Raw genomic sequence first — 25,218 nt, 5'->3', positions numbered from 1 at the left:
GGTCTTGTCCGCGAGGTTGCGCACGCCGACCGTGGTCTTCCACTTGCTGACGGAGTCGCTGTAGGACAGCGACACCGAGTGCAGGAAGTAGTCAGGCGTGTTCAGCTTGTAGATGCTCGTGTCCGGGTTGTAGGCCGTGGACGTCGGATTCCGGCGCTGGTAGTACTCGTAGCTCGACGTCTTGCCGACCCACTCCATGCCGTAGTAGACGTTCCAGCCCTTGACCGCGTAGTTCACGTCCAGCGCACCAGACCAGCGCGGCAGCCCGATGCGGCCGTTGTTCTGGGTCAGCGGGTCGGTCGCGAAGACCTTGCTGGCTTGCGAGTGGTACTCGGTCGCCGACATGTTGACGCGCAGCTTGCCGATACCCACGTCGTTCGTATAGCGCAGGTTGTAGTCATAGCCGCGCACGACGTCGGTCGCGAGGTTGATGTAGCTGTTGTTGACCGTCAGCGCGCCGGTATTCTGATCACGCGTGATCAGGTTGCAGAAGCCGCCGCCCTTGCGGAAGGCCGGGTCGTCGTAGCACAGCGTCAGGATGGAGCCGGTGGTGACGCGCGACACGCCGTTGTCGACCTGGATGTCGAAACGGTCCAGCGCAACGGACAGATCACCCCAGCCGGTCGGCAGCGCCGGCTGCAGGATCAGGCCCCACGACGAGTTCTTCGAGGTTTCCGCAGCCAGGCCCGACTCGCGACCACCCTTGGTGATGGAGGTAACGCTGTTCTTCTGCGCGAAGTCAGCCGGCAGGCCTTCGCTCGCGCAGTTGGTGGCGCGCACGCTGCCAGCGGACGGGGTGTTGCAGGGGTCGGTCGAAGCGTTCGCGAAGCTGGTCGTGGCACCGACGAACTGCTCGAACAGCGCCGGGGCGCGGTACGAGGTGCCGCTGGTGCCGCGCAGCGAGACCCACTTGACGGGCGACCACAGCGCGCCGATCTTGTGCGTGGTGCCAGAGCCGTAGGACTTGTAGTCGGCCAGGCGGGCGGAGGCATTCAGCGTCAACTCATGGGCGGCCGGCAGGTTCTTCAGCAGCGGCACTTCCACTTCGGCGAACACGTCGGTCGCCTGGTCGCTGCCGCGCGTCGGTGTGGAGGACGTGAAGTTGTAGATGTTGGCGGTCTGCTGGTCGATCGACGGGGTGTCGTCGATGGAGTTGCGACGGAACTCCGCACCGATCGCGCCCTGCACGTTGCCATAGGGCAGCGCAAAGAGCTTGCCGGTCGTCGAAGCCGTCACCACGTCTTCCTTGTACTTGGTCACGCCGGTGTAGTTGCCGTAGACGAAGCCCAGCCATGCCGCCGGCAACTTGCCACCCACCACGGAGGAGCTCAGGGCCGGTGCGGCCACGCAGCCATTGGCCGTATTGACGCAGTTGAAGCCGCCGCTGCCGTTGGACACGACGTTCAGGCTCTGCGCCAGGCGGTCGGTGCGGAAGCCGTCGAACGTATAGGAGCCACGGCTCTCACTGTGGGTCACCGAGACGTCGTAGTCCCAGCTGATCTTGGCGAACGAGCCACGCAGGCCGGCGACGGCGCGCGTGAAGTCCACGGCTTGGCTGGAGAAGCTGTTGCCGGCACCGATGAAGGCGCGCACACCCAGCGCGGCACCGTTGGTGAGCGACGTAGGCGCCGACTGGAGCGTGCTGAAGGCCAGGCTGGCCGGGATCAGCGGGCTGCCCTTGGCGTAGTCCAGCGCCAGCTGGCGGAAGCCGACCTGCGACGAGTCGCGACGGTTGAACAGCAGTTCCCAGTAGGCCTCGGCGTCACCGCCCAGCGCCGGCACGTCGAACGCGCCCTGGGCATAGAGGTTGTGGTTGCGCACCGGCGACATCACCGCGTTGTTCATCATGCGCGGGTCGAAGGTATCGCGGACGTTGAGGTTGTTGCTGCCGCCGCCCACGCCCTCCCAGCCGGCCATATTGCCCGTGATGGCGGAGTTGGGACGCCAGCGGTCGAAGCTCGTGCCCACCGAACCTGCGGCACCGGTGCCGGCAACGCTGTTGGTGCCGATGGTGTTGAGGCTCGTGCCGTTGGAACCCGTATCCGTGATCGGGTAGCACTTGGCCTGGCCGGTCAGCGGGTCCTTGAAGTCCCAGCTGCCCCATTCGCCGACGGTGCCATTCACGCTGGTGCGACGGTAGTCGGTGTTGCAACGGGTCCAGTCACGCTGGCCCAGCGTCATGCGGGTGTTCTCGTTGAAGTTGTACGAGACCAGGAAACGCGAATGGTCCGAGACCATGCCACCTGCCGCGGAGAAGTTGTAGGCGTTGCCGCCGCCATGCTCCGTCTGGGACACAGAGGCGTCGAGGCGGATGTCGGTCAGATCCTTCTTCGTGATGATGTTGATCACGCCGGCCACCGCGTCGGAGCCGTAGATGGACGAGGCGCCGTCCTTCAGCACTTCGATGCGGTCGACGATGGCGTTGGGCAGCGTGTTCAGGTCAGCGGCGCCGACCGAACCACGGGTGCCCGAGGGCGACATGCGGCGGCCGTTCAGCAGCACCAGCGAGCGGGTCGGCGCGAAACCGCGCAGGCCGACCGTGTTGGCACCCGGGCCACCGTCGGTGACATAGCCGCCGAATGCGTTGTTGATCTGGCCGGCGCCGCCGGTCACGGCCGTGCTTTGCAGGACCTGGGCCGTCGACGTGAAGCCCGCCAGCGCGGCGTCTTCGTTCTTGATGACCTGGATGGGGGCGGGCGAGCTGAAGGCGTCACGCTTGATGCGGGAGCCGGAGGTCACAACGACCGTATCCAGCTTTTGCGTGGCTTCGGTTTTCGCGGCGGTGGATTGCGCCGTGGTTTCGGACTTACTTTCGGCCGAGGTTTGCTGCGCCGCAGCATGCTGCGCCAGGATCAGGCCAAGAACGGCCAGTGCGATGGGTTTTTGAACAGGCTTGAAACCGGAATATTGGATAGACATATGAAAATACAGCTGAGAAAGCATGTTCACGAGCAATCCGCCAAGCGGTCAGGCGCTTCAGCCTTCATCTCGTCAACAAACATTCATGTTAGGGATGGGGTGGCGTTACCCAGAAGTTTCGAGCCCAACCTAGGGTCTTCTCTTAGTCTTCAGGCCGGTCCAGGCGGCCGAACCGTTGCACGCAACCAACAAAGCGAGCCGGCGGCCGGCGATCGACCCGCGCAGGCCGGCACCCCAGCGCTACACGCCAGACATACTCGGCAAGGTAAAAATTAACGTTCGCAGATTCCAGATCTGGGGATTGCGGATGGAGAAATCAGGGCCTTCACCGCCGTGGCCAGAAATGCTCGCGGCGTAATTTTTCTTACTAGAAAGAAAAAATATCCCGACATGATTGGGATGGAGTTGTCGGCGCCGAAAATACGCCCATGAGTTCCATGCCTGATGCCGCCGTCCCCGACCTGCTGTTCGTGCTGCTGCCGGACAGCGGCCTCGCGCCCGACGGCCCCGACACCCTCGCACCGCTGGCGGCAGCCCTGCAGGCCCAGTACCCCCGGGCCGCGACGCTGACCGTGCACCCGCCGCTGCGCGACGCCGAGGGCCGCTGCCGCTGGTGGGCCGACGCCCAGCCCAGCGCCGAAGGCGTCGATGCTGCCCTGCCGCACCTGATAGCCCGCCTGCGCATGGAGGCCGCCAAGCTGGACCTGCCCTGGCAGCGCGTGGCGCTGGCCGGCATGGGCGACGGCGGGCTGCTGGCGCTGGAGGCCGTGCAGTCCGAACCCGCCCTTGTCGGGCGCGTGCTGTCCTTTGCCGGCGGCTATCTGGCCCGGCCCGAGCACGCGCCGCAGGACGTCTGTGTGCACCTGCTGCACGGGCTGGACGACCAGCGCTACCCCTACCGCCAGGTCGTCGACGCGGCCCAGTCGCTGGTGGACCTGGGTGCCGACGTGACGGCCGACCTGTTGCCCCATCTGGACCATGGCCTGCACCCGGCCCTGATCGAAAAGGCCATGGAGCAGCTGCGCACCTTCATCCCCGCGCGGCTGTGGCGCGAGGCGGTAATCGCCGCCCAGGACAGCGAGCGTCCCGCCAGCTGACCGCTCAGGCCGCCGCCACCGCGCGCGCGGCCAGCTCCGGGATCAACGCGGCGCGGTAGGCCGCCGTGCCGTGCAGGTCGCTGTTCAGGCCCGCGGCGTCGACCTTGACGGCGCGCGCCGCGGCCGGGCTCCAGTCGCGGCCCAGCGCCTGCTCCAGCGGCGTGCAGCGAAACACGCCCGGCCCGGCGCCGGTGACGGCCACGCGCACGCCAGAGTCGAAGCGCGCGACGAACACGCCCACCAGCGAGAAGCGCGATGCCGGCTGCTTGAACTTCTGCCAGGCCGCCGCCTTCGGGATGGGAAAGCCGACCGCGGTGATCAGCTCGCCATCCTGCAACGCCGTCGTGAACAGGCCCTGGAAAAAGTCGTCGGCCGCGATCTGGCGGCTGCCGGTGTGGACAGTGGCGCCCAGCGCCAGCACCGCCGCGGGGTAGCAGGCGGCAGGGTCGTTGTTGGCCAGGCTGCCGCCCAGCGTGCCGGCATTGCGCACCTGACGGTCGCCGATGCGACCGGCCAGGTCGGCCAGCGCCGGAATGGCGTGCTGCACGTCGGCCGACGCGGCGACCGCGGCATGCGTCGTCGCCGCGCCTATGCGCAGGGTCTTGCCGTCGACGGCGATGCCTTGCAGCTCGGGCAGCCGGCGCACGTCGACGAGGCCGGCGGGCGCGGCCAGACCCAGCTTGATCGCGCCCAGCAGTGACTGGCCGCCGGCCAGGAACTTGTCGTCCGCGCCCAGGCGGGCGGCGGCGACGGAGGATGCGGCTTGGTAGTTCATCGCAGTGGTCTCCTCAGGCCCGGGCCGATTGCAGCGCCGTCCAGACCGCGCAGGGCGTGGCCGGCATGGGCAAGTCCTTGACGCCTATGGCGTTGCAGATCGCATTGATGACGGCCGGCGGCGAGCCTATGGCGCCCGCCTCGCCGCAGCCCTTCACGCCCAGCGGGTTGTGCGTGCAGGGCGTGCCGGGCGCGGTCCGCACCTGGAAGCTGGGCAGGTCGTCGGCGCGCGGCATCGCATAGTCCATGTAGCTGCCGGACAGCAGCTGGCCCGACTCGGCGTCGTAGACGCCATGCTCCAGCAGCGCCTGGCCTATGCCCTGGGCGATGCCGCCGTGCACCTGGCCCTCGACGATCATCGGGTTGACGATGTTGCCGAAGTCGTCCACGGCGCTGAAGCGGTCCACCCGCACGACGCCGGTGGCCGGATCCACCTCCACCTCGCAGACATAGCTGCCGGCCGGGTAGGTGAAGTTGGCGGGGTCGTAGAAGGCGTTCTCGTTGAGGCCCGGCTCCAGCTCGCCCAGCGGGTAGTTGTGCGGCACATAGGCCGTCAGCGAGACCTGGGCAAAGGGGACGACGCGGTCCGTGCCGGCGATGCGGTACTCGCCGTTCCTGAACTCGATGTCCCCCTCGCTGGCCTCCAGCAGATGGGCGGCGATCTTGCGACCCTTGGCGATGACCTTGTCCACCGCCTTGACGATGGCCGTGCCGCCCACGGCCAGCGAGCGGCTGCCATAGGTGCCCATGCCGAACAACACCTTGCCGGTGTCGCCATGCTGGATGTCCACGTCCTCCAGCGGGATGCCCAGGCGGTCGGCGACAACCTGCGCGAACGTGGTCTCGTGGCCCTGTCCATGCGAATGGCTGCCGGTGAAGACGGTGACCTTGCCGGTGGGATGCACGCGCACTTCGCCGGCCTCGAACAGGCCCGCGCGCGCGCCGAGCGCCCCGGCGATGTTGGACGGCGCCAGGCCGCAGGCCTCGATATAGGTCGAGTAGCCGATGCCGCGCCTGAGGCCCTTGGCCTCGCTGACCGCCTTGCGCGCCGCGAAGCCCGCCACGTCGGCAAGCTGCTGCACCTGGGTCAGCGTCGCGTCGTAGTCGCCGGTGTCATAGGTCAGGCCCACCGGCGTCGCATAGGGGAACTGGGTGATGAAGTTGCGGCGGCGGATCTCGGCCGGGTCCAGGCCCAGCTCATGCGCGGCCGTTTCCACCAGCCGCTCGACCACATAGGTCGCCTCCGGCCGGCCCGCGCCGCGGTAGGCGTCCACCGGCGCCGTGTTGGTGAACACGCCGGTGACCTCGGCATAGATGCTGGGCGTCTTGTACTGGCCGGCCAGCAACGTCGCGTACAGGATGGTCGGCACGCACGACGCGAAGGTGGACAGGTAGGCGCCCAGGTTGGCCGTCGTATGCACGCGCATCGCGAGGAAGTGGCCGGCCCTGTCCAGCGCCAGCTCGGCCGTCGTCGCGTGGTCGCGTCCATGGGCGTCGCTGAGGAAGCTCTCGCTGCGCTCGGCCGTCCACTTGATCGGCCGGCCCAGCTGCTTGCTGGCCCAGACCAGCGCCGTCTCCTCCGCGTACAGGAAGATCTTGGAGCCGAAGCCGCCGCCCACGTCGGGCGCGACGACGCGCAGCTTGTGCTCGGGAATGCCCAGCACGAAGGCGCACATCAGCAGCCGTTCGACATGCGGGTTCTGGTTGGCGACGTAGAGCGTGTAGCTGTCGTCGGCCGGGTTGTAGCTGGCGTTCGCGGCGCGCGGCTCGATGGCGTTGGGGATCAGGCGGTTGTTGCGGAAGGCCAGCGTCGTCACGTGCGCCGCCTGGTTGAAGGCCGCGTCGGTCGCCGCCTTGTCGCCGCAGCTCCAGACATAGCTGCGGTTGTCCGGCGCCTCGTCGTGCACGCAGCCTGCGTGACCGGCCGCGCTGGCCGTGTCGGCGACGGCGGGCAGCTCCTCGTAGTCCACGTCGACCAGCGCCGCCGCGGCCTTGGCCTGGGCCAGCGTCTCGGCGACGACCAGGGCCAGCGCGTCACCCACGTAGCGCACCTTGCCGTCCGCGAGGATGGGGTGCTTCGGCTCCTTCATCGGCGTGCCGTCGGTGCTGGTGATCAGCCAGCCGCAGGGCAGTCCGCCGACGGCACGGAAATGCGCGCCCGTGTAGACGCCCAGCACGCCATCGGCCGCCTGTGCCGCGGCGGTATCGATGGCACGAAGCCGCGCATGCGCATAGGCGCTGCGCACGAAGACGCCGTAGGTCTGGCGCGGCAGCACGATGTCGTCGGTGTACTGGCCGCGGCCGGTCAGGAAGCGCGCATCCTCGCGGCGCTTGACGCTCTGGCCGATGAAGCCCTTGTCGGGTGCATTCATGTCACACCCCCTTCATCGCGGCCGCGCCCGCCTGCACGGCGCGCACGATGTTCTGGTAGCCGGTGCAGCGGCACAGATTGCCCTCCAGGCCCTCGCGGATGGCGGCCTCGCTGGAGCAGTCGTGGTGCTGCACGAGATCGACGGCGCTCATCACCATGCCGGGCGTGCAGAAGCCGCACTGCAGGCCATGGCAGTCCTTGAACGCCGCCTGCATGGGGTGCAGCGTGCCGTCCTGGGCCGCCAGGCCTTCGATGGTCGTGATGCTGGCGCCGTCGACCTGCACTGCCAGCAGGTTGCAGGCCTTCACGGCGCGGCCGTCCAGGTGGACGGTGCAGGCGCCGCATTGCGCGGTGTCGCAGCCGACATGGGTGCCCGTCAGGGCCAGGTCTTCGCGCAGCAGCTGCACCAGCAGGCGGTCGGCATCGACCTCCCTGCTGACAGCGCGGCCGTTGACCACGAGATGGATCCTGTGGCTCATCGCTTGTCTCCTGGTTGTGAGGCCGATGCTCGGCCCGCTTCAAGGGCTTGTGATTGCCGATTACCCTAAGGCCTTGTTCAAGACCTCGAAGCTGGAGATGGCAATCCATGGACAACCTCGACCTGAGCGTGTTGCGCTTGGCCGCTGGCTGGCTGGCCGAGGGCCGCGGCGTCGTGCTGGGCACGATCACGCGCACCTGGGGCTCGGCACCGCGGCCGGTGGGCTCGCTGGTCGCCCTGCGGGATGACGGGCGGATCGCCGGCTCGGTGTCCGGCGGCTGCATCGAGGACGACCTCGTCGCCCAGCTGCGCGCTGGCGGCCTGGCGATCACGAAGCCCACGCCGCTTCGCTACGGCGTCGGCGCCGAGGAGGCACGGCGCTTCGGCCTGCCCTGCGGCGGCACGCTGGAGCTGATGCTGGAGCCGCTGTCGCCGCAATCGGCCATCGACGCGCTGCTTGCGCGGCTTGAGCGCGGCGAGCGCGTGCAGCGCAGGCTGGACCTGGCGACCGGCGCCGTCACGCTGTCCGAGGCCGAGCCCGGCGCCGACCGGCTGACGCTGACCGACGCCCTGCTCGTCAGCCACCATGGACCGCAATGGCGGCTGCTGGTCATAGGCGCCGGCCAGATGACCGACTACCTGGCGCAGATGGCCCTGGCGCTGGGCTATGGCGTGACGGTGTGCGACCCGCGCGCCGAGTACGCCGACGGCTTCCACCTGGCCGGCGTGACGCTGACTCGAGACATGCCGGACGACGTCGTCACCGCCTTCCGGCCCGACGGCGCGACGGCCATCGTCGCGCTGACGCACGACCCCAAACTGGACGACCTCGCGCTGATGGAGGCACTCCGCGGCGCGGCCTTCTACGTCGGCGCCATCGGCTCGCGCGTCAACCAGGCCAAGCGGCGCGCGCGGCTGGCCGAGCATTTCGGGCTGACCGCTGCCCAGTTGGACCGCCTGCACGGCCCGGTGGGTCTGGACATCGGCGCACGCACGCCGCCGGAGATCGCGCTCAGCATCCTGGCCGAGATGACCTCGGTGCGCTATCGCGCGGCGGGCGCCCGGCCCGAGGCCGGTTGCGTCGTTTAGCCCCGTGCCCCGGGCCGCCCCGGGGACAGAGGCTGGACAAACTACACCCAGTGGGCGCGATGTGCCTGCCCAGGGGCCGCGGCGCGGCCTGCAGGACAGGCCAAGGTATTCATCGGACAGGGGTTCATTTCATCGTGTAGCCGCGCCCGTCCATGCAGGCCTCGACGGCGCGGTTGAACACACTGGTGTCCGCCTGCGCATTCGGCTGCGTCGTCGCCCAGCGGTTGCAGTCGCGGCGGTCGCTCTCCTGCTGCTCGGGCGACTGGCCGTTGCGCGGGTAGATGACCGGATCGGCCCTGGACGCGGGCGGTGGCGGCGGCATGACTTGCGCGGCGTCGGCCCCGGGGGGCGGTGCGACGACGACATAGCCGTCCGGCACCGACTGGTAGTAGACGCCGTTGGCGTAGTAGTAGGGCAGGCCGCCCAGCGTCAGCGTCACGTAGGCCGCCGGCAACAGCGGGATGACGAGGCCGAAAGGCGGCAGCACGACGCGGAAGCCGGCGCCATACGGCCGGTACCAGACACCACCATGGAACCAGTAGCGGCCGGGCCCGACGCCGACGCCCACGGCGCCGTAGGGCACGCGCGGCGCCACATAACCGGGCGCGGGGTAGTAGTGGTCGTGGTGATAGCGGCCATCGAACACCATGCCGATGCGGGCGTGGGCACGCGCGTCGGCGTGGGCGGCGGGCGCGCCCATCGAGGTGCCCAGCACGAGCAGGGCCGCTGCACAGGAGTGGAGCAAGGTCTTCATGATCTTCAGCCGTGAAGCCGCGGGAGTTTGCCAACGCGTTCAGCCTCGCGCGGGTGCACTGCGGGGGCGTTGCGGCAACGTAAAGTTCGCCGACTCACCCGTCGCCACGCCATCCCGCCATGATCGAACTGCACTACTACCCCAGCAACGCCAGCTTCGCACCCCATCTGCTGCTCGAGGAGATGGGCATTCCGTACAGGCTGCGCGAGGTGGACCGCGCCAACGACGAGCACAAGTCGGCGGCCTATCTCAAGCTCAACCCCAATGGCCTGATCCCCGTGCTCGTCGACGGCGACATCGTCCTCTACGAGACGGCCGCCATCCTGATGCACCTGGCCGACTGCCATCCTGCTGGTGGCCATGTCTTCGCGCCGGCAACCGGCACCGCCGAAAGGGCCCAGTACTACAAGTGGATGGTGTGGCTGACCAACACGCTGCAGGCCATGCTGATCCACTACTTCTATCCGGACCGCATGGCCAGCGCTGCGGCCGAGGTGAAGGACCGCGCCGAGGCCCAGATCGCGCCCATGCTGGACCAGCTGGACGCCGAGCTGGCCCGCCATGGCGGGCCCTGGTTCATGGGCCAGCACTACACGGCCGTCGACCCGCTGGTCTTCATGCTGTGCCGCTGGACCCGGATGCAGGCCCGCCCGGCCAGGGCGCGGCCGGTGCTGGGTGCCTATCTGCAGCGCGTGCTCGAGCGCGCGGCCACGCAACGCGTGGTGGCCAGGGAAAAGCTGGCCGATCCGGTCTACTGATCGTTGGCCCGGATCGCCGCCACGACATAGGCCGCGAGCCCGGGTGCCACGGCATCGAAATGCGCTGCGAAGCGCTCGTCGGTTTCGTAGAGCCGGGCCATCTGCGCATGCATCTCGCGCGAGCAGGGGTAATGCCAGCGGTGGATGTGCTCGCGATGCCGCTCGGCGTGCGACCGGGCGGCGGCGCTGTCGGCGGCTTCACCCTGGCGCATGACGACCGCCCAGTCGGCCAGGATGCCCGCCTCCTCGGCCTTCATCGCCGCCGCGTCGGCCGGGCCGCGAGCCTTGCGCCGCGATTCGGATGTGCGCCATTGCGGGCTGGCGCCCCAGCGCTGTTCGGCTTCGTCGGCGAAGGGGGCGGATTCGGGATCGGGTTCAGGCAGGTTCTGGTCTTGCAGTCGCATCGCGGGGCTCCAGTCGAGAATGTTGAGGAGGGCGACGTCCAGGCCCCGAAGCCGTGAGGCCGCATCGGCCAGCTCGGCTTCCAGCACCGCCCGCTGCTCGCGCAGTGCCGCCTGCAGCCCGGCTGCGTCCGCACAGAGCAGGGCACCGATGCGCTCCAGCGCAAAGCCCAGGCGGCGCAGCCAGACGATGCGCAGCAGCTGGGCCACGTCGCTCTCGCGGTAGCGGCGGTGCCCTGCCTCGCTGCGCGGCGGGGCGAGCAAACCCAGGTTTTCGTAATGGTGCAGCGTGCGCACCGTCACGCCGGCACGGCGGGCGATGCCGGCAGGGCTGAGGAAGCGGCTCATGGCGGGGTCTCGGAAGTCACAAACACAACTCTGGAACCTGACGCCGCGTCAGGTGCAAGCCCCGCAACCGTTCATTGCGGCCGCTTTTGCATCTGCGCCAGCAACTCGCCCATCTTCTGGTGCACGGCCTGCATGCCCTTGAGCGGCCTGACCATGACCTTGAAATCGACGATCTGCCCGGCGTCGTTCCAGCGGATGATGTCCACGCCGTTGACCTGCACGCCCGCCAGCTCCAGTTCGAACTCAAGCAGGGCATCATGCTCGCCGCGGATCTCGCGCACATAGCGGAAGCTGTCGTTGGCCAGCACCGCCAGCGCGGCGCTGAGGTATTGCCTGACGATGGCGCGCCCCTTCTGCGGGGTATGGACGACTGGCGAATGCAGCACGGCGTCTTCGGCCAGCAGCGCGTCCAGCCCGCTGACGCTGCGAGCGCGGACCAGCTTGTGCCAGGTATCGATGGGATGGGTCATGGGGTCCTCACGGGTTCAGGGCCAGTGGCGCCGGAAGACGGCGGCGACTTCCGGCTGCTGCTCCACGCGCAGCAGCTGCGCGAAGAAGCCCGGCCGCTCGGCCTGCAGCATCGCCCGCACGCCCGACCACTTGGACACCACCGTCGCCAGCAGTTCCAGCGCGCCGGGCGAGCCAGCGTCGAAGCCGATCTCGAACTGGTCGGCGAAGCACCGCCAATGCTCGTGCAGCCGAGCCCGCGTGCCGGCGCGGATCTGCGCCTTCGTCGCGTCGTCGCAGGGCTCGCACCAGCGCTCCGGGTAGTCGATGACGCCGATGGCCGAATAGCAGTTAGCCGCGATGTAGACCAGGCCGCGCAGCACCCGGGCCCGCGCGCCGGCATCGCTGGGCAGCAGCAGGCCCGGTGGTGTCGTCAGGCCGAGATGGATGAGGATAGCCGCGCTCTCCGTCAGCACCGTGCCGTCGGCCAGCAGCAGCGCCGGGATCTGGCCCAGCGGGTTCACGCGCAGCAGCTCGTCCCGCCCCGGGCCGGGATTCCACGACGCTGCGTCGACACCGGTGTAGGCCAGGCCCGCGCGCGCCAGCGCCGCCTCGATGGCCGCAGAACCCGAACCCTTGGTGCCGTATAGGGTCAACATCGCCATGACTCCTTCGTTGAGCGTGCAAAATCGTCGCACATCATGAACGCCCGCCCCGCTCTGCCCCCGTCACGCCGCGCCAGCCCCAGGCCCAGCTTCGGCCGGGTCAGCGTGGGCGTGCACGGCCGCGTGATGATGTCCATCGCCGAAGGCCCCTTCGACGCCGAGCTGATGGCCGCCACGCGGCGTGCCATCACGCTGGCCGGCAAGCGCCTGCCGACGGACCGCCGCTTCGCCGACCTGCTGGAGATCCGCGGCAACCTGCTGATTGACGCCAACGCGCTGACCCAGTTGCGCGCCAGCATCGATGGCTTCGCGGCGCGCGGCATCGTCGCCCTCTCCACCGTCTTCCTGGTGCGCCCCGGCATCCCCGGCATCGAGCGCCTGCCGGCGCTGATGGACATCTGGCGCGCCAGCCGGCCGGTGCGCCGCGCGGACAACTTCGAGTCTGCCTGGGCACTGGTCAACGCCGACCTCGCAGCGGCCGGCCTGCCCACGCAGCCGCCGCCGTCGCGGCCCTGAACTCAGGCGGGCCAGGCTCGTTGGGCCGGGCGCAACTGCTCCCAGGCCGCGGCCAGCGCCAGCACGCCTGCATCGTCGAAGCGGCGGCCGATGATCTGCAGGCCTATCGGCAAGCCCTCCGACGTGTAGCCGGCGTTGATGGCCAATGCCGGCTGCTCGCTCATGTTGCTGGGCAGCGTGAAGGCGATGTGCTCGAAGGGCTTGGCCGGATCGTGCAGAGGGCTGGCGAGATGTGCCGGGTAGGCCGGCATGGGCGCCACCGGCGACAGCACGAAGTCGAAGGGCTCGCAGGCCGCATGGGCGGCCTCGCGCAAGGCCTGCATCTGGCTGTAGCCGCGAAAGACCGTCGCACCGTCATACCCGGCCGCGGGCGCGACCCAGTCCAGGATGTAGGGCAGCACGCGGGCGCGGCGCTCCGGCGCCAGGGCTGCGATGTCCAGCCAGGAGCGCATGCGCCAGAAGCGGTCGATGCCGTCGGCCATCTCGCGAGTCGTGAAGGCGCCCAGCAGTTCGACGACGGCGCCGGCCCGCTCGAAGGCGTGCGCCGCAGCGGCCACCGCGGCCGCCACCTCGGGCCGCACCGCTTCGCCCCAACCGGCATCCAGCAACAAGCCCAGGCGCAGGCCGCGCAGCTCGAGGAGGCGAGACGCGAAGGGGCCGGGCGGCAGTTGCGTGGGGTCGCGCGCGTCCGACTGCGCGAGCACGGCCAGCATCAGCGCGGCGTCCGCCACCGTGCGCGTCAACGGTCCGGCGACGCGGCCGGCATAGCCGGGCTTGATGGGCACGCGGCCATGGCTGGGCTTGAGCCCGACCAAGCCGCACCAGCCGGCCGGCAAGCGGATGGAGCCGCCGATGTCAGTGCCCAGGTGCAGCGGGCCATAGCCAGCCGCCGCCGCCGCGGCTGCACCGGCACTCGACCCGCCGGGCGTCATGCGCGCATCCCAGGGGTTGCGAGCCGGCTCGGCGTAGAGGCTGGACAGGCCCGAGCTCAGCATGCCGTAGTCGGGCATGGTCGTGCGCGCCCAGGCGATGGCGCCAGCCTCGCGCAGCCGCGCGGCGGGCGGGGCCTCGAAGTCGGCGATCGCCGCGTCGGCCGTCGCCGCCGTGCCCAGGCGGTAGGCCGCGCCGGGCTGGGCGATGTTCTCCTTCAGCGTGACCGGCACACCGTCCAGCGCCCCGGCGGTACCGGCACGCCAGCGCGCCTCGCTGGCGCGGGCGGCGGCCAGCGCGCCATCGGCGTCGACGGCGCACAGCGCATGCAACTCGCCCTCGCGCCGCTGCGCCTGGGCCAGCACCGCCTGCATGACCTCGACGGGCGACAGCGTGCCCTTGCGGTAGGCCGCCAGCAGTTCGGCCGCGCCGAGGCCGGCGATCACTTCTTCAGCTGCTGAACGGCCTTCAGCATCGCGTCGATGTGGCCGTCGGGGTTCATGCTGGCGTGCACGGCAGCGACCTTGCCGTCGGGAGCGATCAGGTAGGAGACGCGGTCGGCCATGCTGCCCGGCACCATCTTCAGCTCCACGTCGTAGTCCTTGATGACCTTGCCGCCGGCATCCGCCGCGACGCCGAACTTGTTGCGGCAGGCCTCGACGCTGAACTTCTTCAGCGTCTCGATGTCGTCGTTGGACATGCCGATGACGGTGGTGCCCAGGGCCTTGAACTTGTCCGTGGCCTCGGCGAACTGGTGGGCCTCCACGGTGCAACCGCGGGTAAAGGCCTTGGGGTAGAAGTACAGCACCACCGGGCCCTGCCTGAGCGCTTCGGCGAGGCGGAACTTGAAGGGCTGTCCGCCGACGGCGGCGTCGGCCGTGAAGTCCGGGGCGGCGGCCCCCACGCTCAGCGCGGCCCGGGCCGGCGCGATGGCCAGCAACGGCAGGATGGCGGCCAGCGTGAGGCGGCGCAGGCGAGTCGGAAAGGTGTTCATGGCGGATCCTGGTTCACGAAATCGGGGCTGCGCCAGTATGCGGGCTGCGCGAAGTCCCGGCGCGCGGCGGGGCCACCGGCTGCTGCGGCCCTACGCAACAAGGATCTCGCGGCGCAACGCCGTGGCGCGCAGGAACTGCTCGCGCTCCAGCGCATCCTCGAACACCGCGGCGCGGCCCGCCAGGCAGCGGCGCGCGGCATCCGCGGTAGCCGCGGCGCGCGGGTCGCGTTGCAGCGTCAGCAAGCGTGCGCACCAGAGTGCGGCATCGGCCTCGTCGTTCCGCCAGCCGCCGCGGCCGGTTACGTCGGCCAGCAAGGACTCGACGGCGGCGCGCGCGGCGGGCTCGTCGCCCGCCTGCTGCAGCGCGCAGGCGACGCCGGCCTCGCTGATGAGCGCATCTGCCGGTTCGCCATGGGCCGCGAAACCGGCATGCGCCAGGCGGCCGTGCTCGACGGCCTCCTGCCAGCGGCCCAACAGGTAGCAGCACTCGAACACGGCGCCATGGCCCGAGGCCTGGATGTAGCTGTCGCCACTGCGCTCGCCTATGCGTATGCCGTGGTACGCGTGCTCCAGCGCCTCCAGCATCTGCCCCGATTCGGCCAGCACGCCGGCCAGGTTGCAGCGGGCCTGGCCGCTGATCTGCTGGTGGTCGATGGCGTCGCTCATGGGCAGCAGGTCCAGCAACTGGTCGCGAGCCTGGCCCAGCTGGCCGCGCAGCTGCGCCCCATAGGCCAGGTTCAGCAGCGCGATGGCCTCGCCGTAGCGGCTGCCGATGCGCCGGTACAGCGCCAGCGCCTGCTCGCCATAGGCCGCCGCCTCGCGCAGCTGGTACTGGGCCGTGTAGCCGACACTCAGGTTGTTGAGCAGCGAGGCCTCGGTGTAGGCGTCGCCAGCGGCGCGCGCCAGCGCCAGCGCGGCATGGGCCTGCTCGCGCGCCTCCGCGTGGCGGTTCTGACGCGCCAGCGCGATCAGCAACATGTTGCGGACCTTGGCCGCCTCCAGCGGTGCCAGCGCCTCGGCCGCGGCCAGATGGGTCAGGCCCAGCGCCAGCGCCCGCTCGTAGTCGCCATCCCAGCATTGGCGGTGCATGCGGGCCTGGGCGGCGATGAGCCGCATCACTGCGTCGCCCTGCGCGTCTGCCAGGGCTTCGAGCGCCTCGATGGCCTTCAGGTGCTGGGCCACGTCGCCGCGGCGCGACCCGACGATCGCACGCACGCGCAGCAACGCGAACCGGCGCTGCACGTCATCGCCGGCGTCCAGAGCCAGCGCGCGCTCGGCATGCGCCAGCGCCGCGGCGTCGGCATGCCGGGCGGCGGCTTCCTGGGCCGCCCTCGCCCAATGGGTGGCAGCGCGGTCGGCGATGCCGGCGCGCTCGAAGTGCTCGGCAATCAGGCCGGCGAACTCTGCGCCGCGCCCGGCACTGCGCGCCTCCAGCCACAGGGCCACGCGGCGGTGCTGCTCGGTGCGGTCGCGCTTGAGCACCGTGCCGTAGGTGACGTCGTGCAGCACATGATGCTTGAAAGCGAACTCCAGCGCATCGCCGAAGGCGCTCTGCGCCTGCGGCAGCACGAGCCCGCGCTGGCCCAGCGCGTCCAGCGCCGCCGGCGCGCGGGTGTCCAGCGCGGCCAGCGTCTCGTCCCAGAACACGGCGCCGACGACGCTGGCCTGCTGCAGCGCGCGCCGCTGCGGCGCCTGAAGCGCATCCAGCCTGGCCTGCAGCACGCCCACCAGCGTGGCCGGCACCTGCAGCTCCGGCAGGCCCGCGGCCGCCAGCTGCCAGGGGGTGGCGCTCGTGACCAGCACGCCCTGGTCCACCAGCATCTGCAGCAGCGCCTCCATGTGGAAGGGATTGCCCTCGGTGCGCTCGATCAGCAGGCGCTGCAGCTGCGGTGCGTCGGGGTGCTCGCCCAGGCGCTGCAGCAGGGACTGCGCCAGCGCGTGGCGGTCGGCCGCCCCCAGCGGCGACAAGGCCAGCGCCAGATGGGCCGGCCAGCCCTCGGCCCAGCGGGGCCGCCGCTCGATCAGCTCGGGCCGCGCCGCGCACAACAGCAACAGCGGCAGCGCCTGCCCCGCACGGGCCAGCTGCGAGATGGCGTCGAGCGAGCCGTCGTCGGCCCAGTGCAGGTCGTCCAGCATCAGCACCAGCACACCCCCCGCCGGCAGCCGCGCGCAGGACAGGCGCAGGTACTCGACCCAGGCATGCACGGCGCGGGCGCGCAACTGCTGCCCGTCCTGCAGGATGCCGGCGACGAAAGGGCTGGCCCGGTAGTCCAGCCCGATCAGCTGGCCCAGCAGCGCCGTCTGCTCCTCGGCGCGCTCACCGAACAGCGGCGCCAGCCCGGCGGCCAGCTTGGCCTGGGCCTGCGCCAGCGGGTCGCTGTCCTGCACGTCGAAGCAGCGGAACAGCTGGTCGCGGATCACGCCATAGGGTTGGTTCAGCCCCTGCGGATGGGCGCCGGCATGCTGCGTGACGACGGCCGCGGGCAGCCCGGCTTCGAACTCGGCCAGCAACCGCGTCTTGCCCAGGCCGGCGTCGCCGACCAGCGTGACCTGCTGCTGCCCCGACTGCGCGGCGGCCAGCGCGTCGCGCATGCGGGCCAGGTCGGTGTCGCGGCCCACCAGGGCGGCGGTGACGGCGTCGAGGCCGTGCCGCACCTGCTGCGCGCTGCGCGGCAGCTCGCGCTCGACCCCGTAGCTGAGCATGGGCGCATCTATGCCCTTGACGCGCAGCAGTTGTCCCTGCTGCACCTCGAAACGGCCCGGCACCAGCCGGTAGGTGTCAACGCTGATTAGCAGGCTGCCCGGCGCCGCGCTCTGCTCCATGCGGGCGGCGACGTTGACGGCGCTGCCGCGAATCGTGCCCTCGGCATCGACACCGCCGCCCAGCAGCACGCGGCCGGAATGGATGCCCACGCGGACGTTGAAGCCGTCATGGCCATGCGCGGCCCGTACCTCGCCACCCACCCGGCCAGCCTCGACCAGCAGTGCCAGGCCGCAGCGCACGGCGCGCTCGGCGTCGTCCTCATGCACCTCGACGGTGCCGAAGCCCGCCAGCAGGCTGTCGCCAGCGTACTGCAGCACGCGGCCGCCATGGGCCTGCACGACGCCTGTGAAGCGCGTCATGGCACCGTCCATCACCGCGTGGATCTCTTCCGGGTCCAGCCGCTGGCCCAGCGAGGTGGAGCCCACCACGTCGAGGAACAGAATGCTGACCAGGCGCAGGGCCTGCTCGCCGGCGTCCGGCGGCGCGCGCAGCCCGTCCAGCTGGGCTCGCAGGCCCGCCACCGCCACGTCGACGACCGCATCGCCGAGCACCGCACGCTGCGACTCGAGTGCCGCGATCGCGGCTTGCAGGGACTGCGCGGTATCGCCCGGTGGCTGGCTCATGGAGACTCCCTGATCCTGGCGCGGTTCTGCGCCGCGACGACCGCGCCACTATCGCATCAACACGGCCGCCGCAGCAGCCCCTCGGCCAGCCATTGCTGCAGCGCGCCGACGACGGCCGGCGCGGCGGCCTCGGCATCGCCCAGTAGCGCCGCGGCGCGCTCGCACAGTCGCGCAAAGGGCTGTCCCGTGGCTATGGCCTCCAGCAACGCCGCCTCCAGCGGCTCCAGCGAGCGCCAGCGCGTCTCCAGGCCCTGGCGCCATGCCAGCAGCACATGCTCGTGCGGCACGGGTTCGGGCAGCGCGGGCGGATCGGCTCCCGACCCGGGCTCCCATGCGCGCAACATTCGCCAGGCGGGCTCGATGGCGTGGGCGAGGTGCACCCGGTGCACGCCGGGCTGCAGCTGCAGCACCAGGCCGGCCCAGTCGTCCGGGCCCAGCGCGGCCAGCGTGGCGGCTTCCAGCAGCGGCGCGTCGGCGGCGTCAAAGGCCGCGCGCAGCGCCCAGTCCATGCGGGCGAAATCGATCAGACTGGCATGGGGAACCAGCGCGTCGCCAGCCGCCGCCATGAAATCGGCGAGCTGGTGGCCAAACCAGCGTATGGACGGGTGCCGGCTGGGCCGCGCATCGACATAGGCACGGCCCAGCGCGTCAAAGGCCGCGTCGCCCAGCGCACGCGCGAGCACGCTGTAGTTGTCGGCCAGCGCGGCCAGCAGGCGGGCACGGTAGGCGTGACGGTAGACGGCCAGGCCGGTTGCGAAGTCGCCTGCCAGCAGGCCGTCCGCATCGGCGCCGTCGCGGATCGCGGCGGCGAGGCGCTGCTGGAGCTCGCGCGTGCTCACGGGTGCACCCTTCGCGGGCTTGCTCCCGCCGGGCGGGCGCGAATTAGCCTGGGGCGGCTCGACGCGGCGCTCATGCCTCGGCCGCCAAACGGCGTGCCTGCGCCAGCTCGGCGAGCAGCTCGTCCAGCGGGGGGATGTGGTCGTCGCGCTCGATCATGGTCGGCACCGGGCCGAAGCGCCGCAGCGCCTGGCGGTACAGCGCCCAGACCTCGTCGCGCACCGGGTGGTCATGGGTGTCGATGACGATGTCGCCGCGATCCTCGTGGCCGGCCAGATGGATCTGGCGCACGGGCTCGACCGGAATCGCCGCCAGATAGGCGGCGGGGTCGAAGCCGTGGTTGCGGCCGGAGACATAGATGTTGTTGACATCCAGCAGCAGCTGCGCGCCGGTCCGCTGCAGCAGTTGCGCGATGAAGTCCCATTCCGTCATCTCGTCGGCCGCGAAGCGCACATAGCTGGACACGTTCTCCAGCACCAGCGGCCGGCCCAGCAGGTCCTGCACCTGGGCGATACGGCCCGCCACGTGAGCCAGCGCGGCGCGCGTCAACGGCAGGGGCAGCAGGTCGTGCAGCTGGCTGTGGGCATCGGCGCTCCAGCAGAGGTGGTCGGACACCCAGCCGGGTTCGATCCGGTCCGCCAGCGCCTTCAATGCGCGCAGATGCCCCAGGTCCAGCGGCGCCGGCCCGGCGATGGACAGCGACACGCCATGCATGACCAGCGGATAGTCCGCGCGTATGCGCTCCAGGTGCGCCAGCGGCGGGCCGCCGGGCACCAGGTAGTTCTCGGCAATGATCTCCAGCCAGTCGGGCCGCCGGTCGGCCTCCACGCCGGCCTCGAAGGCGGCGTAATGCTCGACGCGCAGGCCCAGGCCGAAACCTTGGATCTTGGTCATGTCAGGCGCAAAGACGGCGCGGCACCACAAGTGCTCGCACCCCATCCAGCGGCACTGGCGGAACCGGCTGTGCCGGGCCGCTCAGTGCGCCACCTCGAGGGGAGACGCGGAGCGTCTCGGGGGCGGCCTTACTTCTCGACCTTGCCACCAGCCTTTGTGCAGTCGTCGGCGCTCTTCTTGCTGACCCAGCCCTGGCCCTTGCAGCCGTTCTGGCCCTTGCAGTCGTTCTTGGCCGTCTTGCACTCGGATGTGCCCTTGCAGCTGTTCACGCCGGAGCACTTGACCATGCCGTCGGCCGCCACGGCGGTCGTCGGGAAGGCCGTGGTGGCAAACAGGGCCGCAGCGGCGGCGGCGATGCCCAGGCCGTTCTTCAGGGATGCATTCATAGGGAGTCTCCAGAAGGTAAGTGGATGAGATCGGGTCACCACAGGCCGGCCCAGCTCAGCCCGAGCCGACTTGCCAGCTTGCGTCGTAAGGACTCGCCGAGTCCTTACAGCCAGCCCATGGATTCTGATTACCTGCCGTTATGGCTGCAATGGTGTGCGGCATTCGTCAGGGGCCGGGGGCGAGCTAGAGTCCGCGGGCTTGATGATCGCGCCCCCTTTGCCCATGCTGAACACTGAAACCCCGAGCACCCGCCACCCCGACCTGGACAGCTACGCCACACCCGCCCTGCTGGAGGCCTTCATCGACGACCAGACGGCCGCCATCGCCGCCGTCCGGGCCGCCGCGCCGCAGCTCGCCGCGGCCGTGGACGCCGCGCTGCCGCGCATCCGCGCCGGCGGCCGGCTGCTGTATGCCGGCGCCGGCACCTCGGGCCGCCTGGGTGTGCTGGACAGTGTGGAGCTCTACCCCACCTTCTCCTGGCCACGCGAGCGCGCCGTGGCCGTGCTGGCCGGTGGCCAGAGCGCCATGTTCGTCGCCGTCGAAGGCGCCGAGGACGACCGCGCCCAGGGCGCAGCCGACCTCGCCGCGCTCAACCCCGGCCCCAACGACGTCGCGCTGCTGCTGGCAGCAAGCGGCGGCACGCCCTATGTGCTGGGCGCCATAGAGGCCGCGCGCGCGGCCGGCGCGCTGGCCATCGGCATCGCCAACAACCCCGGCGCGCCGGTGGCGCAGCAGGCCGACATCGGCATCGTGCTGGACACCGGCCCCGAGGTCATCTCCGGCAGCACCCGGCTGAAGGCCGGCACTTCGCAGAAGATCGCGCTGAACACCTTCTCGTCGGCGCTGATGGTGAGGCTCAACAAGGTCTACGGCAACCTGATGGTGGACCTGAAGGCCACCAACGCCAAGCTGGTGAAGCGGGCGCTGGCGCTGACGGTGCGCGCCTCCGGCGCCAGCGAGGCGGAAGCGCAGGCGGCCCTGGCCGCCTGCGACAACCACGTGAAGACGGCACTGGTCATGCTCAAGCGCAGCGTGGGCGCCGATGAGGCCCGCAGGCTGCTGGAGGCCGTCGACGGCAGCGTCAGCCGGGCGCTGGCCGCGTGAGCGCCAACCACCGGTCGCCTTGGGCGTGGATCCCCACGCTCTACTTCGCCCAGGGCATCCCCTATGTCGTCGTGATGACCTTGTCGGTCGTCATGTACAAGAACCTGGGCATCTCCAACACCGACATCGCGCTCTACACGAGCTGGCTCTACCTGCCCTGGGTCATCAAGCCGCTGTGGTCGCCGCTGGCGGAGCTGTTCGGTACCAAGCGGCGCTGGGTGACGGTGCTGCAGTTCTTCGTCGGTGCGGCCCTGGCCGGCGTGGCGCTGACCATCCCGACGGACAAGGCCTTCCAGCTCTCGCTGGCGGTGTTCTGGCTGATGGCGTTCGCCTCGGCCTCGCACGACATCGCGGCCGACGGCTACTACATGCTGGCGCTGCCGCAGCACAGCCAGGCCGCCTTCGTGGGCGTGCGCTCCACCTTCTACCGCCTGGCCAACATCGGCGGCCAGGGCGGCCTGGTCTACCTGGCCGGCGAGCTGACCGAGCGCAGCGGCAGCGTCGTTCAGGCCTGGAGCCTGGTGTTCTGGCTGCTGGGTGGCCTGTTCGTGGCGCTGGCCGTCTGGCATGGCCTGGTGCTGCCGCGGCCCGCGGCGGATGCGCGCGGTGTCGGCGGCGGCGCGGCGCGCGGCCTGGTGGCCGAGTTCTTCGCCGTCTTCGCCAGCTTCTTCAAGAAGCCGGGCATCGCCGTCATCCTCGGCTTCCTCCTGCTCTACCGCTTCCCCGAGGCGCAGCTGCTCAAGCTCGCCAGCCCCTTCCTGCTGGACCCGGTCGACAAGGGCGGCCTGGGCCTGTCCACCAAGGCCGTCGGCATCGCCTACGGCACGGTGGGCCTGACGGCGCTGACACTGGGCGGGCTGGCCGGCGGCTGGGTCATTTCCCGCATCGGCCTGAAGCGCGCGCTGTGGCCGCTGGTGCTGGCCATGCATGTGCCCAACGTGGCCTTCCTGGTGCTGGCACTGACGCACCCGACCCATCTCGCCATCATCAGCGCCGCGCTGGCCGTCGAGCAGTTCGGCTACGGCCTGGGTTTCACGGCCTATCTGATGTACATGATCCACGTCGCCGAGGGCCCGCAGAAGACCGCCCACTACGCGATCTGCACCGGCTTCATGGCGCTGGGCATGATGATCCCGGGCATGTGGAGCGGCTGGCTGCAGGACCACATCGGCTATGTGCCCTTCTTCGTCTGGGTGCTGCTGGCCACCGTGCCGAGTATCGTCATGGCCGCGCTGATCCGGGTGCCGGACGATTTCGGCAAGAAGGAGGGCGACGCATGAAGGACCGGCTGCTGTCCCTGGACGCCTTCCGCGGCTTCGCCATCGCGGCCATGCTGCTCGTCAACAACCCGGGCGACTGGGGCAACGTCTATGCGCCGCTGCTGCATGCCAGGTGGCACGGCTGGACGTTCACGGACTGGGTCTTCCCCTTCTTCGTCTTCATCAGCGGCATGGCGATGACGATCAGCCTTGCGCGCCGTGCCCAGGCCGGCACCGACAAGACGGCGCTGCTGCTCAATACCGCGCGCCGTGCCCTCGTCATCATCGGCATCGGGCTGCTGCTCAACCTCATCCCCGGCTTCAACTTCGAGACCGTGCGCCTGCCCGGCGTGCTGCAGCGCCTGGGCCTGTGCACGCTGCTGGCCGCGCCCATCGTGATCTGGTGCGGCCGGCGCGGCGTGGCGCTGTGGGCGCTGGGGCTGATGACGGTCTATGCGCTGATCCAGCTCTGCGTGCCGGTGCCGGACGCCGAGGGCGTCGTCCATGTCGGCCTGCTGGAGCCCGGCAAGGACGTCGGCGCCTGGCTCGACCGCCTGCTGCTGGACGGCCACCTGTGGCGCCAGGCCAAGACCTGGGATCCGGAGGGCCTGCTGTCCACGCTGCCGGCGGTGGCCTCGCAGCTGCTGGGCGTGCTGGCCGGCTATGTGCTCGCGTCGAACCGCCAGCCCGCCGAGAAGACCATGACCTGGGTACTGGCCGGCCTGGCGTCGCTGTGGCTGGGCCAGGTGCTGGACGCCTGGCTGATGCCCATCAACAAGTCGCTGTGGACGCCGTCCTATGTCTTCACGATGGCGGGCTGGGCCTGCATCGTCTTCGCCGCCTTCTACTGGCTGCTGGACGCCATGCCCCAGCCGCTGGCCCGCGCGCGCTGGGCCCGCCTGCTGCACCCGCTGGTCGTGTTCGGCATGAACGCGTTGTTCCTGTTCGCGCTGTCGGGGCTGCTGGCCAAGATGATGTACACGGTCAAGTTCGCCGACGGGCGCACGCTGGGCCGCGTGCTGTACGCGCCGCTGCGCGACTCGGGACTTGCGCCCGTCAACGCCTCGCTGCTGCACGCCCTGCTCTTCTTGCTCGTCATGTACGCCATCGCCTGGCTCATGTACCGCAAGCACTGGTTCGTGAAAGTCTGACAATGAAACGCCGACACCTCCTCAGCCTCGCCTCCGCCCCCCTGCTCGCCGCCTGCGCGACCCCCCCGGTGCCGACCGTGCAGCCCGGCGAAGCCGCGCTCGCCGCCGCGCCGCCCGCACCCGCGACAGCGGAAGCCGGCCCCCTGCCCCCGCCGCCGCCACGCGAATGGCGGGCCGCATGGATCGCCACGGTCGCCAACATCGACTGGCCCAGCAAGCCCGGCCTCAGCGCCGAGGCACAGCAGGCAGAGATCCGCGCGCTGTGCGACACCGCCGTCGGCGTCGGCCTGAACGCACTGATCCTGCAGGTGCGCACCAGCAACGACGCGCTGTACGAGTCCAAGCTGGAGCCGTGGAGCGAGTACCTGACCGGCACCCAGGGCCAACACCCCGGCTACGACCCGCTGGCCGTCTGGCTGAAGGAGTGCCGCGCGCGCGGCCTGGAACTGCACGCCTGGTTCAACCCCTACCGCTCGCGTCACAGCTCCGCCAAGTCGGCGGTGGCGGACAGCCACGTCAGCCGCACCCACCCCGACTGGGTGAAGCGCTACGGCGACCAGCTGTGGATGGACCCGGGCGAGCCGCAGGCCGCCGAGCACACGCTGGCCGTCGTCCGTGACCTGCTGAGCCGCTACGCCGTCGACGGCGTGCACATCGACGACTACTTCTACCCCTACCCCATCCAGGACCCGGCCACCAAGCAGGAGATCGACTTCCCCGACGAGCCCAGCTGGCAGAAGTACCTGGCCAAGGGCGGCTCGCTCAGCCGCCACGACTGGCGACGCTACAACGTCAACACGCTGGTGCAGCGCCTGTACGCGCTGGCCCATGAGGTGCGCCCCGGCACGCGCGTGGGCGTCAGCCCCTTCGGCATGCCCAAGCCCGCCGCACGCCCGCCGGGCATCAGCGGCTTCAGCCAGTACGACAAGCTCTACGCCGACGTGGAGCTGTGGCTGCGCGAGGGCTGGATGGACTATCTCGCGCCCCAGCTCTACTGGCCGCGCGCGCAGACGGCCCAGGCCTTCGAGCCGCTGCTGCAAGCCTGGCGCGCGCAGAACCCGCTGGGCCGGCCCATCCACCCGGGCCTGTTCACCAGCCGCATCAACGACACCGACAAGAGCTGGCAGCCCGACGAGGTGCTGGCCCAGATCGACATCATCCGGAGCGTCTCGCCGGGCAGCGGCCATGTCCACTTCAGCATGGCCGCGCTGGCGCAGAACCGCAAGGGCATCGCCGACGCACTGCGCAGCGGCCCCTACGCCAAGCCCTGAGCAGGCGTGATGGGCGCCAGTCGCGCCACCTCCGCGTCGGTCCAGAGCCGGAGGTGGGCGACGAAGTGCTGCCCCGAGCCATCCTCCAGGCCGAAGCTGCCGCTGTTGCCGGGCGCCACGTCCAGGGTCATCTGCAGGCCGGCCAGGTAGTCGCACTGGGCCTCGCTGGCGTAGACCGGCACGCCGTCCACGCTGCCCAGCAGGCGATCGTCGGCGTTGAGCCTGAGCTCGTGCGCGGCGAAACACATGGGCGCGCTGCCGGCGCAGCAGCCGTGCGACTGATAGAACAGCAGCTCGCCATGCTCGCGCTGCAGTTCTGCGATCAGCGCCTGTGCCGCCTCGCTGGCCCGTACGCGGGGAATGCGGTCGCTCATGGCGATGAAGGGG

At 70.3% G+C, this 25,218-nt stretch carries 23 protein-coding genes; 8 read left to right on the top strand and 15 right to left on the bottom strand.

Annotation, left to right across the window (positions count from 1 at the left end; all coding sequences use genetic code 11):
- Positions 1 to 2,739 (bottom strand): TonB-dependent receptor domain-containing protein (locus tag JOY88_RS21010; protein WP_293504600.1); only part of this gene is annotated, 2,739 nt, incomplete at its 3' end.
- Between the two features lie 608 nt (positions 2,740 to 3,347).
- On the opposite strand from JOY88_RS21010, the gene JOY88_RS21005 reads away from it, so the two are divergent.
- A complete protein-coding gene (locus JOY88_RS21005) occupies positions 3,348 to 4,016 on the top strand; it encodes an alpha/beta hydrolase family protein (RefSeq protein WP_293504599.1) in 669 nt (222 codons plus the stop codon).
- 4 nt (positions 4,017 to 4,020) lie between these two features.
- On the opposite strand, the gene JOY88_RS21000 is transcribed toward JOY88_RS21005, so the two are convergent.
- From JOY88_RS21000 to JOY88_RS20990, 3 genes are read right to left on the bottom strand one after another with little or no spacing between them, the layout of a single operon-like run.
- Entirely contained in the window at positions 4,021 to 4,791 is a 771-nt protein-coding gene (locus tag JOY88_RS21000; protein ID WP_293504598.1) for an FAD binding domain-containing protein, read from the bottom strand.
- 13 nt (positions 4,792 to 4,804) lie between these two features.
- The gene (locus tag JOY88_RS20995; protein WP_293504597.1) at positions 4,805 to 7,162 is read right to left on the bottom strand and encodes a xanthine dehydrogenase family protein molybdopterin-binding subunit; all 2,358 of its coding nucleotides are present in this window, start codon (positions 7,160 to 7,162) and stop codon (positions 4,805 to 4,807) included.
- A 1-nt stretch (position 7,163) separates the two neighbouring features.
- Complete coding sequence (locus JOY88_RS20990) at positions 7,164 to 7,640, bottom strand: (2Fe-2S)-binding protein (protein ID WP_293504596.1); 477 nt, start codon at positions 7,638 to 7,640, stop codon at positions 7,164 to 7,166.
- Between the two features lie 107 nt (positions 7,641 to 7,747).
- Between JOY88_RS20990 and JOY88_RS20985 the strand changes: the two genes are divergently transcribed.
- Entirely contained in the window at positions 7,748 to 8,728 is a 981-nt protein-coding gene (locus JOY88_RS20985) for an XdhC family protein (RefSeq protein ID WP_293504595.1), read from the top strand.
- A gap of 124 nt (positions 8,729 to 8,852) precedes the next feature.
- Here JOY88_RS20985 and JOY88_RS20980 read toward each other — a convergent pair whose 3' ends face one another.
- Positions 8,853 to 9,482, bottom strand: a complete 630-nt coding sequence (locus JOY88_RS20980) for a DUF6515 family protein (protein WP_293504594.1) — start codon at positions 9,480 to 9,482, stop codon at positions 8,853 to 8,855.
- Positions 9,483 to 9,601: 119 nt separating this feature from the next.
- Here JOY88_RS20980 and JOY88_RS20975 point away from each other — a divergent pair, with 119 nt between their 5' ends.
- Complete coding sequence (locus tag JOY88_RS20975) at positions 9,602 to 10,240, top strand: glutathione S-transferase family protein (RefSeq protein ID WP_293504593.1); 639 nt, start codon at positions 9,602 to 9,604, stop codon at positions 10,238 to 10,240.
- Here JOY88_RS20975 and JOY88_RS20970 read toward each other — a convergent pair.
- The 3 genes from JOY88_RS20970 to JOY88_RS20960 form a co-directional block, all read right to left on the bottom strand.
- Entirely contained in the window at positions 10,234 to 10,989 is a 756-nt protein-coding gene (locus tag JOY88_RS20970; RefSeq protein WP_293504592.1) for a MerR family transcriptional regulator, read from the bottom strand. The two genes, JOY88_RS20975 and JOY88_RS20970, sit on opposite strands and share 7 nt — an antisense overlap.
- A gap of 71 nt (positions 10,990 to 11,060) precedes the next feature.
- Positions 11,061 to 11,459 carry a nuclear transport factor 2 family protein gene (locus tag JOY88_RS20965; RefSeq protein ID WP_293504591.1) on the bottom strand — a complete coding sequence of 133 codons (399 nt, stop codon included), beginning with the start codon at positions 11,457 to 11,459 and terminating at the stop codon, positions 11,061 to 11,063.
- A 15-nt stretch (positions 11,460 to 11,474) separates the two neighbouring features.
- Complete coding sequence (locus tag JOY88_RS20960) at positions 11,475 to 12,095, bottom strand: glutathione S-transferase family protein (protein WP_293504590.1); 621 nt, start codon at positions 12,093 to 12,095, stop codon at positions 11,475 to 11,477.
- A 42-nt stretch (positions 12,096 to 12,137) separates the two neighbouring features.
- On the opposite strand from JOY88_RS20960, the gene JOY88_RS20955 reads away from it, so the two are divergent.
- Entirely contained in the window at positions 12,138 to 12,617 is a 480-nt protein-coding gene (locus tag JOY88_RS20955; RefSeq protein ID WP_293504589.1) for a hypothetical protein, read from the top strand.
- A gap of 2 nt (positions 12,618 to 12,619) precedes the next feature.
- Here the strand turns inward: JOY88_RS20955 and JOY88_RS20950 are convergent, their stop codons facing one another.
- From JOY88_RS20950 to bufA2, 6 genes are all read right to left on the bottom strand, one after another.
- Positions 12,620 to 13,990 carry an amidase gene (locus JOY88_RS20950; protein WP_293504602.1) on the bottom strand — a complete coding sequence of 457 codons (1,371 nt, stop codon included), beginning with the start codon at positions 13,988 to 13,990 and terminating at the stop codon, positions 12,620 to 12,622.
- Entirely contained in the window at positions 13,990 to 14,541 is a 552-nt protein-coding gene (locus JOY88_RS20945) for a peroxiredoxin (protein WP_293504588.1), read from the bottom strand. Before JOY88_RS20945 ends, JOY88_RS20950 begins: the two co-directional genes overlap by 1 nt.
- 90 nt (positions 14,542 to 14,631) lie before the next feature.
- Positions 14,632 to 17,928, bottom strand: a complete 3,297-nt coding sequence (locus JOY88_RS20940) for an adenylate/guanylate cyclase domain-containing protein (protein WP_293504587.1) — start codon at positions 17,926 to 17,928, stop codon at positions 14,632 to 14,634.
- Positions 17,929 to 17,984: 56 nt separating this feature from the next.
- Positions 17,985 to 18,767, bottom strand: coding sequence for an HvfC/BufC N-terminal domain-containing protein (locus JOY88_RS20935; RefSeq protein WP_293504586.1), 783 nt, complete (start codon positions 18,765 to 18,767; stop codon positions 17,985 to 17,987).
- Positions 18,768 to 18,837: 70 nt separating this feature from the next.
- Complete coding sequence (bufB, locus tag JOY88_RS20930; protein WP_293504585.1) at positions 18,838 to 19,659, bottom strand: MNIO family bufferin maturase; 822 nt, start codon at positions 19,657 to 19,659, stop codon at positions 18,838 to 18,840.
- Positions 19,660 to 19,787: 128 nt separating this feature from the next.
- On the bottom strand, positions 19,788 to 20,045 hold the full coding sequence (bufA2, locus tag JOY88_RS20925) for a BufA2 family periplasmic bufferin-type metallophore (protein ID WP_293504584.1): 258 nt from the start codon (positions 20,043 to 20,045) through the stop codon (positions 19,788 to 19,790).
- A gap of 223 nt (positions 20,046 to 20,268) precedes the next feature.
- Here bufA2 and JOY88_RS20920 point away from each other — a divergent pair, with 223 nt between their 5' ends.
- From JOY88_RS20920 to JOY88_RS20905, 4 genes are read left to right on the top strand one after another with little or no spacing between them, the layout of a single operon-like run.
- Positions 20,269 to 21,150, top strand: coding sequence for an N-acetylmuramic acid 6-phosphate etherase (locus tag JOY88_RS20920; protein WP_293504583.1), 882 nt, complete (start codon positions 20,269 to 20,271; stop codon positions 21,148 to 21,150).
- Positions 21,147 to 22,430, top strand: coding sequence for an MFS transporter (locus JOY88_RS20915; RefSeq protein WP_293504582.1), 1,284 nt, complete (start codon positions 21,147 to 21,149; stop codon positions 22,428 to 22,430). Before JOY88_RS20920 ends, JOY88_RS20915 begins: the two co-directional genes overlap by 4 nt.
- Positions 22,427 to 23,560 carry an acyltransferase family protein gene (locus tag JOY88_RS20910; protein ID WP_293504581.1) on the top strand — a complete coding sequence of 378 codons (1,134 nt, stop codon included), beginning with the start codon at positions 22,427 to 22,429 and terminating at the stop codon, positions 23,558 to 23,560. The genes JOY88_RS20915 and JOY88_RS20910 overlap by 4 nt, the downstream gene beginning before the upstream one ends.
- 2 nt (positions 23,561 to 23,562) lie before the next feature.
- Positions 23,563 to 24,831, top strand: a complete 1,269-nt coding sequence (locus JOY88_RS20905) for a glycoside hydrolase family 10-like protein (RefSeq protein WP_293504580.1) — start codon at positions 23,563 to 23,565, stop codon at positions 24,829 to 24,831.
- Here the strand turns inward: JOY88_RS20905 and JOY88_RS20900 are convergent.
- On the bottom strand, positions 24,816 to 25,205 hold the full coding sequence (locus tag JOY88_RS20900; protein ID WP_293504579.1) for a DUF779 domain-containing protein: 390 nt from the start codon (positions 25,203 to 25,205) through the stop codon (positions 24,816 to 24,818). The two genes, JOY88_RS20905 and JOY88_RS20900, sit on opposite strands and share 16 nt — an antisense overlap.
- Positions 25,206 to 25,218 lie beyond the last annotated feature (13 nt).

The organism is Roseateles sp., assembly GCF_019237615.1.
GTDB lineage: Bacteria > Pseudomonadota > Gammaproteobacteria > Burkholderiales > Burkholderiaceae_C > Pelomonas.
Note: the sequence above shows the minus strand (reverse complement) of the source record. Positions and strands in the feature narration are given on the sequence as shown.